Origin of the sequence: Duodenibacillus massiliensis (genome assembly GCF_900128485.1) — a bacterium.
Taxonomy (GTDB): domain Bacteria; phylum Pseudomonadota; class Gammaproteobacteria; order Burkholderiales; family Burkholderiaceae_F; genus Duodenibacillus; species Duodenibacillus massiliensis.
In genome coordinates, this window is the sequence record NZ_LT635844.1 from 40,661 (window position 1) to 51,446 (window position 10,786).

The 10,786-nt window shown below is 54.9% G+C and carries 13 protein-coding genes; 11 read left to right on the forward strand and 2 right to left on the reverse strand.

Features of this window, described 5'->3' with window-relative positions; genetic code table 11:
• The first annotated feature begins 4 nt into the window (after positions 1-4).
• The 10 genes from BQ7486_RS00280 to BQ7486_RS00325 all read left to right on the forward strand — a co-directional run bounded on the left by BQ7486_RS00280 (position 5) and on the right by BQ7486_RS00325 (position 7,662).
• Positions 5-382, forward strand: a complete 378-nt coding sequence (locus tag BQ7486_RS00280) for an ATP synthase subunit I (RefSeq protein ID WP_022372747.1) — start codon at positions 5-7, stop codon at positions 380-382.
• A 21-nt stretch (positions 383-403) separates the two neighbouring features.
• A complete protein-coding gene (atpB, locus tag BQ7486_RS00285) occupies positions 404-1,237 on the forward strand; it encodes a F0F1 ATP synthase subunit A (protein ID WP_074008542.1) in 834 nt (277 codons plus the stop codon).
• Positions 1,238-1,293: 56 nt separating this feature from the next.
• A complete protein-coding gene (gene atpE / locus BQ7486_RS00290) occupies positions 1,294-1,536 on the forward strand; it encodes a F0F1 ATP synthase subunit C (protein WP_022372749.1) in 243 nt (80 codons plus the stop codon).
• 96 nt (positions 1,537-1,632) lie between these two features.
• Positions 1,633-2,103 carry a F0F1 ATP synthase subunit B gene (locus BQ7486_RS00295; protein ID WP_022372750.1) on the forward strand — a complete coding sequence of 157 codons (471 nt, stop codon included), beginning with the start codon at positions 1,633-1,635 and terminating at the stop codon, positions 2,101-2,103.
• A gap of 2 nt (positions 2,104-2,105) precedes the next feature.
• Entirely contained in the window at positions 2,106-2,657 is a 552-nt protein-coding gene (locus BQ7486_RS00300; RefSeq protein ID WP_022372751.1) for a F0F1 ATP synthase subunit delta, read from the forward strand.
• 16 nt (positions 2,658-2,673) lie between these two features.
• Positions 2,674-4,215 carry a F0F1 ATP synthase subunit alpha gene (atpA, locus tag BQ7486_RS00305; protein ID WP_074008547.1) on the forward strand — a complete coding sequence of 514 codons (1,542 nt, stop codon included), beginning with the start codon at positions 2,674-2,676 and terminating at the stop codon, positions 4,213-4,215.
• Positions 4,216-4,240: 25 nt separating this feature from the next.
• Entirely contained in the window at positions 4,241-5,125 is an 885-nt protein-coding gene (atpG, locus tag BQ7486_RS00310) for a F0F1 ATP synthase subunit gamma (protein ID WP_022372754.1), read from the forward strand.
• 26 nt (positions 5,126-5,151) lie between these two features.
• Positions 5,152-6,555 carry a F0F1 ATP synthase subunit beta gene (gene atpD, locus BQ7486_RS00315; protein ID WP_022372755.1) on the forward strand — a complete coding sequence of 468 codons (1,404 nt, stop codon included), beginning with the start codon at positions 5,152-5,154 and terminating at the stop codon, positions 6,553-6,555.
• A gap of 75 nt (positions 6,556-6,630) precedes the next feature.
• A complete protein-coding gene (locus BQ7486_RS00320) occupies positions 6,631-7,041 on the forward strand; it encodes a F0F1 ATP synthase subunit epsilon (protein WP_022372756.1) in 411 nt (136 codons plus the stop codon).
• A gap of 213 nt (positions 7,042-7,254) precedes the next feature.
• The gene (locus tag BQ7486_RS00325; RefSeq protein ID WP_022372757.1) at positions 7,255-7,662 is read left to right on the forward strand and encodes a universal stress protein; all 408 of its coding nucleotides are present in this window, start codon (positions 7,255-7,257) and stop codon (positions 7,660-7,662) included.
• On the opposite strand, the gene BQ7486_RS00330 is transcribed toward BQ7486_RS00325, so the two are convergent.
• A complete protein-coding gene (locus BQ7486_RS00330) occupies positions 7,659-8,024 on the reverse strand; it encodes a DUF167 domain-containing protein (protein WP_084765504.1) in 366 nt (121 codons plus the stop codon). The two genes, BQ7486_RS00325 and BQ7486_RS00330, sit on opposite strands and share 4 nt — an antisense overlap.
• Between BQ7486_RS00330 and hemE the strand changes: the two genes are divergently transcribed.
• Positions 8,023-9,087, forward strand: coding sequence for a uroporphyrinogen decarboxylase (gene hemE / locus BQ7486_RS00335; protein ID WP_074008543.1), 1,065 nt, complete (start codon positions 8,023-8,025; stop codon positions 9,085-9,087). The two genes, BQ7486_RS00330 and hemE, sit on opposite strands and share 2 nt — an antisense overlap.
• A 302-nt stretch (positions 9,088-9,389) precedes the next feature.
• On the opposite strand, the gene BQ7486_RS12435 is transcribed toward hemE, so the two are convergent.
• On the reverse strand, positions 9,390-9,923 hold the full coding sequence (locus BQ7486_RS12435; protein WP_084765505.1) for a zinc ribbon domain-containing protein: 534 nt from the start codon (positions 9,921-9,923) through the stop codon (positions 9,390-9,392).
• Positions 9,924-10,786: the final 863 nt, after the last annotated feature.

Consider the following 10,786-nt stretch of genomic DNA (forward strand, 5'->3'; position numbering starts at 1 on the left):
AACCATGGACTTTTTGTCACCTGACCGTATGAACCGGACTGAGCTGATCCGCATTATTGTTTGTCAGTTTGCTCTGGTTTCGGCAGTTGCTTTGTTCGCAGCCTTTTTTGGCTTGAATGCAGGGCTCTCCGCTGCTGTCGGCGGTCTCTGCGTTGCTGTTCCCAACACTTTGGTAGTGGTCAATCTTTTGGTGTGCAACGCCTTGAAAAAGCCGTTGCCGCCGATGGTGATATTGGTTGCGGAGTTTCTGAAAATCCTTGTTACGTGCGCACTTTTTGTGCTCGCAGCAAAACTGTGTGCGGGGTTGAACTGGCCGGCAATGCTTTCCGGAATAATTGCCGCCGCAGGCAGTATGTTTCTGCTGCCTCTTTTTAAACGTTGAGACCAAAGGATCGGTTAACTTATGGCTACCGCAGGCGCTCAGAGCCCTACCGAATATATGGTTCATCACTTGACGCACAATTCCTCCGGGAAGATGTCGTCAATTGTTGATTTCTCCGTTATCAACTACGACACAGTCGTATTCTCCGTGCTGTTGCTTTTGGTGTCTCTGTGGTTGCTGTACATGGCCGCCAAGAAAGCCACCAACGGCGTTCCCGGCAAGTGGCAGTGTGCGGTGGAAATGGTTGTGGACATGGTGGAAGAGCAGAGTAAGTCCATCGTCCACGGCGACCGTTCCTTCATTGCACCGTGCGCTCTGACCGTGTTTGTCTGGGTGATCCTGATGAACGCGATCGACCTTATCCCGGTTGATCTGCTTCCCGCAATTGCTTCTTTGTTTGGTGTGCATTACCTGCGCCCGCTTCCGACGGCGGATCTGAACGGAACACTCGGCATTTCCGTGAGCGTTCTGGTTCTGTGCATCTATTACAGCCTTAAAATCAAGGGTGCCGGCGGCTTTGTCCACGAGCTCTTTACCGCTCCCTTCGGCAACAATATTCTCCTGTGGCCGTTTAATCTGGCCCTGAACCTCATCGAGTACCTTGCGAAGACCGTGTCTCTGGGCATGCGACTCTTCGGCAACATGTACGCCGGTGAATTGCTGTTTTTCCTGATCGCGCTTTTAGGCGGCTACGCACTGTCTTTCGGTGTTGTGGGCGGCTCTCTGAGCGTGCTCGGACAAGTCGTGGCCGGCCTGTGCTGGTGGCTGTTCCACATTTTGATCGTTCTGCTGCAGGCGTTCATCATGATGATGCTGACACTGGTTTATCTGGGTCAGGCACATGACGTCCACTGACAGTTTTTTCTTCTTCTTTTACTTTTATTCCTAATTGGAAATCTAAGGAGTTTGCAATGACCAACGTTGCTATGGTTGCCCTGGCCACTGGCTTCATCATCGGCTTAGGTGCTCTGGGTGCCTGTATCGGTATCGGCATCATGGGTTCTCGTTACCTCGAATCTGCTGCCCGTCAGCCGGAACTGATGAATGCCCTGCAAACCAAGATGTTCCTGCTCGCCGGTCTGATCGATGCCGCCTTCCTGATCGGTGTCGGTATCGCGATGATGTTCGCCTTTGCTAACCCGTTCGCCGGCTAATTGAAGTCGTCGGTTCACGTCTTTCTTATTAATGACGCCGTCAGTGCCGCAGCCTTTCCCTGTGAAGGGCCGGTGCTGACGTAACGGGGTTCCATAATGAACATCAATGCAACACTGTTCGTACAGATGGTGGTGTTCTTCATCGGCTGCTGGATTACGATGAAGTACATCTGGCCGCCTTTGATCAAAGCGATCGAAGAACGCCAACAGAAAATCGCAGACGGTCTTGCAGCTGCCGACAAGAGCAACATCGCTCTTGCTGAAGCTCAGGCTAAAGGCAAGGAAATTGAGGCCGAAGCCCGTGCACGTGCCACGACGATTGTCTCCGACGGCGAAAAGCGCGGTGCCAAGATCGTTGAAGCGGCCAAAGAGCAGGCTCGTACCGAAGCTGATGCCATCATCAGCGCAGCCAAGGCTGAAGCGCAGCAGGAAATTCAGCGTGCGCGGGAAGAACTTCGCGGCCAGGTGGCAGCGCTTGCTGTTGCCGGTGCTGAGAAGATTCTGCAGCGTGAAGTTGATGCGGCTGCTCACGCGAAAATGCTTGATCAACTTAAGGCGAAGCTTTAATCATGGCAGAACTTTCAACGATTGCGCGCCCGTATGCAGAAGGTCTTTGGCAGGCTTTGACCGAGCATAAGACATCTGCTGCGAAAATCGCCAAGATCGGTCAGGTGTTGGAAAGCTTGGCTGACATGGCGAAGGATCCGCAGGTTTCTGAACTTGTCAGAGATCCCAAGCTCACCGATGATCAGATTTTTGAAGCTGTTACCGGTGCTCTCGGCAAGGGGCTTTCTCCCGAATTGTCTGGACTGATCCGTGTCGTGATTGAAAACGGTCGTTTGGAAGCTCTCCCTGAAATTGCCGCGCAGTACCGCGCTCTCAAAAACGAATCCGAAGGTGTCGCTGACGCCTACATTGAGACCGCTTTCCCTCTGGATCAGAAGGAACTGGAAAAGGTGCTCGGAGATCTGGCCGACAGATTCCCGGGTGTCAAGCTCAACCCCATCGTCAAGGTCAATCCCGCATTGATCGGCGGGGTGAGTGTGTGCGTGGGGGACCAGATCCTCGACGTGTCCGTTCGAGCCAGACTGATGCAGATGCAGGCGGCGCTCACCGCATAAATTTCGGAGCTCAATGATGCAACTCAATCCCAGTGAAATCAGCGAACTGCTCAAGCAGCGAATTGAAGGCCTTGGCGTCTCCGCTGATCTCCGTACTCAGGGAACCGTAATTTCGGTTACCGATGGCATTTGCCGTGTTCACGGTCTTCACGACGTGATGCAGGGTGAAATGCTTGAATTCCCCAATAACACCTACGGCCTCGCGCTGAACCTTGAACGTGATTCCGTCGGCGCAGTTGTTCTCGGTGATTACGAAAAGATTTCTGAAGGCGATACGGTCAAGACGACCGGCCGCATTCTTTCCGTGCCCGTCGGCCCGGCTCTGATCGGCCGTGTGGTCAACGCTTTGGGCCAGCCCATCGACGGCAAGGGTCCGATCGACACCAAGGAATTCGACGCTGTTGAAAAGATCGCTCCGGGCGTGATCGAACGTCAGTCCGTGAGCCAGCCGGTTCAGACCGGTCTGAAGTCCATCGACGCGATGATTCCGATCGGCCGCGGCCAGCGCGAACTGATCATTGGTGACCGCCAGACCGGTAAGACGGCCATTGCGCTTGATACGATCATCAACCAGAAGGGCAAGAACCTGATCTGCGTTTATGTCGCTATCGGCCAGAAGGCTTCCACCATCGCCAACGTTGTCCGCCAGCTCGAAGAGCACGGCGCCATGGAATACACGATCATCGTGGCTGCTTCTGCCTCTGAAACGGCAGCTCTGCAGTACATTGCACCGTACGCCGGTGCCACGATGGGCGAATACTTCCGTGACCGCGGTCAGGACAGCCTGATTGTTTACGACGATCTGACCAAGCAGGCCTGGGCCTACCGTCAGATTTCCCTGCTGCTTCGTCGTCCGCCGGGACGTGAAGCCTACCCCGGCGACGTCTTCTATCTGCACTCTCGTCTGCTCGAACGTGCAGCCCGCGTGAATCCGACTTATGTCGAACGTTTCACCAAGGGAGAAGTCAAGGGTAAGACCGGTTCCATGACGGCTCTTCCGATCATTGAAACCCAGGCAGGCGACGTCACGGCCTTCGTTCCGACGAACGTGATTTCCATTACCGACGGTCAGATCTTCCTTGAAACGGACCTCTTTAACGCCGGTATCCGTCCCGCTATTAACCCCGGTATCTCGGTGAGCCGCGTGGGCGGCGCTGCCCAGACCAAGGTGATTAAGAAGCTCGGCGGCGGTGTGCGTCTGGCTCTGGCCCAGTACCGTGAACTTGCGGCATTCGCACAGTTCGCGAGCGACCTGGACGAAGCCACCCGTAAGCAGCTGGAACGCGGCCGTGTTGTGACTGAACTCATGAAGCAGCCCCAGTACCAGCCTCTTCAGGTTTGGGAAGAAGCTGTGACGCTGTTTGCCGTCGAAATGGGCTTCTACGACACTGTTGCCGTCAAGGATGCTCTGCGCTGCGAACGCGCTATGCGTGAGTTCCTTCAGACCAAGCATTCCGATCTGATTGCCCGTATCGAAGAGCAGAAGGTCCTTTCCAAGGAAGACGGAGAGGCTCTGAAGGCTGCGATCGAAGACTTTCAGAAGAACGGCGCTTACTAATTGCGCATCAGTTTGAGAGGACCACATGCCTAGTACAAAGGAAATTCGCGGAAAGATCAAGAGCGTGCAAAACACGCGCAAGATCACCAAGGCGATGGAAATGGTTGCGGCCTCGAAGATGCGCAAGGCACAGGATCGGATGCGTCAGGCTCGTCCGTACGCTGACAAGATTCGCAATATCATTGCGCACTTGGCGGCTTCTTCGAGCAGCTACACGCATCCCTTCCTCGTCAAGCACAAGGAACAGACCGGTACGTCGGCAATCATCATTGTTGCTACGGATAAGGGTCTGGCGGGCGCGCTCAACACCAACGTTCAGCGCCTCGTGCTTCATAAGTCTCAGGAACTTCACGAGAAGGGTGAAAACCTCGTGGTGACTGCTATCGGCAGCAAGGCTGTCGCTTTCAGCGGTCACCTCGGTCTCGAAGTGATGAGTCAGGTCGTACAGCTCGGTGATCGTCCGAATCTGGAAAAACTGCTCGGTGCCATCCGCGTCCAGCTGGATGCGTATGCTCAGGGTAAGGTCGATGCCGTTTATCTTGCTTACACGCAGTTTGTCAATGCGATGAAGCAGGTTCCGGTGGTCGAGCAGCTTCTGCCGCTCACAACGGATAAGCTCAGTACGATTGGTGAAGAACCGCGTCAATACTCGTGGGATTACATCTACGAACCGGATGCGCAAACTGTGCTCGACGAGTTGCTCAAGCGCTACGTCGAAGCTTTAATTTATCAGGCGGTTGCTGAAAATATGGCTTCTGAGCAGTCTGCCCGTATGGTCGCCATGAAGGCGGCTTCGGACAACGCGAAGAAACTCATTGATGATCTGCAGCTCGTCTACAACAAGACCCGTCAGGCCGGCATTACAAAAGAAATCACCGAAATTGTCGGTGGTGCCGCTGCGGTGTCCTAAAAGATTTGAATACCGAGGATTACCCCATGAGTATCGGACAAATCGTTCAGGTTATCGGCGCTGTGGTGGATATCGAATTCCCCCGCGACGACATGCCGAAGGTTTACGACGCACTTGTCCTGGAAGAGGACAAGTCCAATACCCTGGCCGAGGCAGGCCTGACTTTCGAAGTGCAGCAGCAGCTGGGCGACGGCGTGGTTCGTACCATTGCCATGGGCTCTTCTGACGGTCTGCAGCGCGGCATGAAAGTGAAGTCCACCGGCGCAGGTATTTCTGTTCCTGTCGGTCACAAGACTCTCGGCCGTATTATGGACGTGCTGGGCCGCCCGATCGATGACTGCGGCCCCATCGGCGAAGATGAACGCCGTACGATTCACCGTGCAGCTCCGAAGTTCGACGAACTGAGCCCGGCTGTTGACCTGCTGGAAACCGGCATTAAGGTTATTGACCTTATCTGCCCGTTTGCCAAGGGCGGCAAGGTCGGTCTGTTCGGCGGCGCCGGTGTCGGCAAGACCGTCAACATGATGGAACTCATCAACAACATCGCTAAGGCTTACGGCGGTTATTCCGTGTTTGCCGGTGTCGGTGAACGTACCCGTGAAGGCAACGACTTCTACCATGAAATGGAAGAGTCCAAGGTGCTCGACAAGGTCGCCATGGTGTTCGGTCAGATGAACGAACCCCCGGGCAACCGTCTGCGCGTTGCTCTGACGGGCTTGACGATGGCTGAAGCCTTCCGTGACGAAGGCCGCGATATCCTGCTCTTCATTGACAACATCTACCGTTATACCCTTGCCGGTACGGAAGTGTCCGCTCTGCTCGGCCGTATGCCGTCAGCTGTGGGTTATCAGCCGACGCTGGCAGAAGAAATGGGTAAGCTGCAGGAACGTATTGCTTCCACGAAGACCGGTTCCATTACGTCGATTCAGGCCGTGTACGTGCCTGCTGACGACTTGACTGACCCGTCTCCGGCCACCACGTTCAGCCACTTGGACGCCACCATCGTTCTGAGCCGTGATATTGCTGCTCTGGGTATTTACCCCGCTGTGGATCCGCTCGATTCCACCAGCCGTCAGGTTGACCCCAACATCATCGGTGAAGAACACTACAACACGGCCCGCCGTGTTCAGGAAACGCTTCAGAAGTACAAGGAACTGCGCGACATCATCGCCATTCTCGGTATGGATGAACTGTCTCCGGAAGACAAGCTCGCCGTGACCCGCGCCCGTAAGATTCAGCGCTTCCTCTCCCAGCCTTTCCACGTGGCCGAAGTGTTCACGGGTACGCCGGGTAAGTATGTGCCGCTGAAGGAAACGATCCGTGGCTTCAAGATGATTGTTGACGGCGAATGCGATGCATTGCCCGAACAGGCCTTCTACATGGTCGGCACGATCGACGAAGCCTTTGAAAAGGCCAAGACGATCAAGTAATAAGTCGGTTGCGGGGGTGCAGCGGTGAGCTGCCCCCGGCAGCCACACTTGATTGCCGATTACACGGAGCAACATATGTCCACGATTTTTGTTGATGTCGTCAGTGCGGAAGAGGCCATCTTCTCCGGTAAGGCGAGCTTTGTGGCTCTGCCCGGTCAGGAAGGTGAGCTCGGTATTCTGCCCGGACACGTTCCTCTGATTACCCGTATTCGTCCCGGTGCCGTCCGCATCAAGACGGAAGAAGGTCAGGAAGAAGACGTGTTTGTTGCCGGCGGCATTCTTGAAGTGCAGCCCGATCGCGTGACGGTGCTTGCTGACACGGCTGTCCGCAGCAAGGATCTTGATGAGGCTAAGGCCAAGAAGGCTCTCGAAGAAGCCAAGCAGGCCAGAGAGCAGGCGAAGAGCAATGTTGAAATCGCCAAGCTCGAAGCCACGATGTCCGCCTTGGCGGCACAGCTTGCCTACATCAGAAAACTCCGTCACTGAGAAACGAGTTTGCGGTAACGACTTTCCGAAAGACGTCCCGGCAGAAGCTGAGGACGTCTTTTTTTGCCCGGTGACAAGTTTTGCAGTAGCATGGAAAGATAGGGCGGCAGAAGGGGCCGGACTCCGTTGCCGTTATGGTCAGAAAAGCCCGGAGCACTCAATGAGGCGGACGCGGCTTTAGTACTTTAAGAGATTAAAAAAGGGGTATTGAGCATGCTCAAGGATGTTGTTCAGGTCTGTACCGACGGCAGCGATCTTTCGCACAAAGGCATTGAATCGGCCGTGGAAATTGCCAAGGCACTGCATCTGCCGGTGGTCGGAATGACCGCGGTTTTATCCAAGCCCAACACAGTGCACGGTCTTGAACATGAGGACAAAGCCGTGCAGGAGAGACTTGCTGCGGTGAAAAACCTCGCTGAAGCCGCTGAAATTCCGTATGAACTCGTGGCGGAGCACTGTGAGTCGGTGGCTGACGGTATTCTCAATGTGGCGGACCGTCATGACGCCCGCTTTATTGTGATGGCAAGCCGTGGCCTGGGAACGTTGGGCAGCCTGATCCTGGGCTCAGAAACCCAGAAGGTTCTCGCGCAGGCCGACCGTCCCGTGCTTGTGATCCGTTAAGCGTTTTTTGGACTGAAGGCGGCTGCCGCGTCAGCGGAACTTAGCCCCCGGATGCGGACGCGCTTTGTGCGTGAGGTCTCGCCGCTGATGACAGCAACGGCAGACTTCGGTACACCGGCTGTTTCAGCAATGAAGCGGATCAGCATGGCGTTGGCTTTGCCGTCCACCGGAGGTGCGGACAGAGCAATTTTGAGTCTGTCGTTGTAGATGCCCGCGACGGCATTGCGTTTGGCGCCCGGTTGGGCGTGAACCGCTAAAATGCAGCCGTCCTCACCGGTACTGAGCCAAACGGGGCCCGCGGGGGAGGCTGTATTCCCCGTTTTCCCGGTCTGTGTAATTTCCCTCTGCTTTTTAGAACTCATGAAACCGAGCAACGATACTTTTCTGCGTACTTTAAAACGTGAACACACTGAATATACCCCATTGTGGCTGATGCGTCAGGCGGGAAGGTACCTGCCCGAATACAACGCAACGCGTGCCAGGCTCGGCAGTTTCATGGCACTGGCGCAGTCGCCTGAAGGGGCTTGTGAGGTAACGCTGCAGCCGGTGGAAAGATTCGGGCTCGATGCGGCGATTCTTTTTTCGGACATTCTGACCGTACCGGATGCCATGGGGCTCGGCCTGCATTTTGTGGCCGGCGAAGGCCCTGTGTTTGACCATCCGGTTCAGACCGAAGAAGCGGTGGCCAAACTTTTTGTGCCGGATCCCTGTGAGAAACTGAAGTATGTGACCGATGCTGTGAGCCTGATCCGCAAAACCCTGAACAATAAGATTCCTCTGATCGGTTTTTCGGGCTCGCCCTTTACGCTTGCCTGCTACATGGTTGAGGGCGGATCCTCCAAGGATTTCTCCACCATTAAGAAGATGCTCTACACGCGTCCGGACCTTCTCAAGCGCATTCTGGAAGTCAATGCTGCATCAGTGGCGGCATACCTTAACGCGCAGATCGAGGCGGGCGCTCAGGCTGTTCAGATTTTTGATACCTGGGGCGGCGCGCTGGCCGACGGTGTTTACCAGGAATTTTCTCTGAAGTACATGGCCGACGTGATCCGCGCGCTGAAGCGTGAAAATGAGGGCGAGAAAGTGCCGGTCATTGTTTTCACCAAGGGATGCGGCAACTGGCTTGAAGATCTTGCGGCCTGCGGTGCGGACTGTGTGGGTGTGGACTGGTGCGTCAATCTCACGACGGCCCGCAGCCGTGTGAAGGATCAGGTGGCTTTGCAGGGCAATATGGATCCGATGGTGCTTTTTGCCGGTGAAGAGGCAATCCGCCGGGAAGCCCGCCGCGTTATTGACGCTTACGGGCCGGTCGGAAAAGGCGGTCATGTCTTTAATCTCGGCCACGGCATCAGTCAGTTTACGGATCCCGAAGCCGTCCGTATTCTTGTGGATGAAGTGCACAGTTATTCACGCGGCCGTCATTAATTCAACAGCTGATTCCACAGAGTTATCCACAGGAAGAAAGTCAAAGACCGCTGCCGTAAAAGATTCGGCAGCGGCCTTTATTTTTCTATTGAATTCGTTTCAATAGATTGAAAATAAAGAAAATTAATTTTCTTAGCGCTTCGGAAAACACGCCTCTTTGTTTTACACGGTTACCGGTGCTTCGGCGCCGGTGGAAAACTCTCCACAAAGTTATCCACAGGATGGGCTTAAGCGGGTAGAAGTGCCCTCAGAACCGTTCTATCAAACCTGTGTAAAAGTCGGTTTGCTCACATCTGAACCTATTATTCGCTCTTCGTCCCGACACAGCCGAACTGCTGTCCCGTGTGAATGGCGGGGACTGTGTCTGAGCATCCCGGGCCTTGCGGTCCGGCCGAAGTCCTGCCGTGAACGGTAGAGCCCGAGGGCTCCTCCAAGCGGCGACGGAACCTGGCTTCAAGCTCGGCCTTCACATACTGCCTGCCGAGCTTTCGGGCGAGCTTTTCATCGCCGTCCCGTGATACCAGGTTCGCAGCAGCAACCCTGTCCGAGTGCCCCGACCAGCCGCAATATGTGCACTTAAACGAGTCCCCGTGGCGGTTGCGTTTGTCAACGCAGCCGCAGTGAGGGCACGTGGTCGAGGTATACGCCGGATTGACGCTTACTAAAGTCACTCCGTAACGTCTGCAGTAAAACTCCAGTCGTTCCCGGATATAGCCGCGCAACCAAGTGCTAAACAACCCGCGCTTGAAAGCGCGGGGTTTCCTGACAAGGTGCAGGCTTTCCCGTAACAGGCAAGGTTTTTGAGGCCTTGTCTGCCCGGGCGTCCCCTGCACCACAGGAACATTTAAAACGCAACCGCTCTACGGGTACGGGCTTCATCAGCTCGATCCGTCGGTTCCGGCGAAGGACTGCTTCGTCTTGCCAATTCGCTGGTTTGTACTGCACTATCGATCCGGCGTTCCCTGAGACTTGTTTGAGCCTCGCAAGCGCTGATTGCTCAGCCTTCAGATCGTAGCTGTCAGTGGCGGGATCCGCGAAACGTACAACCGCGCAGAGAACACAGTCATCAGTGTGATGACGTTACGCACAAGTTCCGTTTCAAAGGCTTCTTCCCTTGCGGCATCCAAAATTACAACCTGTGCCGCCTGCCGACGGCAGATGGCAAAGATGAGTTCAGTTCCGAAACGCGGTTTTCGTGTGTGAGAACAAGCGTTTCAACCTCATCGGAAAGCAGTGCACTCATTAGACGCTTTAATCCCGGCTTGCGGCAGTTAAGCCCGTAACCAAGGCCCGTGATGACCTCATCGCATCCGTATCTCTGAGGCGCTGCGCCTGTGTTTCAAGATCCGCTTTCTGATCATGGCCGCTTACGCTGGCATAACCTATTTTTTCGGCGGGCTTTGCCGTTTGCGTCATTGAGCAGGTGCTTGTAATCTGAGTGAGCAAAGTGGCGATGGTTGCCTGCCGTGCGCAAAGTTCTTTCAGACGCCCCTCACGGCACCAGCGGCGTACTGTGCTCACGCTGACGCCTAAAACCTGACTTTTAAAGCAAACTAACTTTTTGAGAGCCCGTAAAGCCGCACGGGCTCTTATTTTTGTGCCTTTTTCTAAATTGTTTCCTTGTTGTATTCTGTTGTCTTTCCTGATATAATTTCCTTAGAAAATCAAGGTCTCTTTGGGGAAAGACTATGTTCGTAAA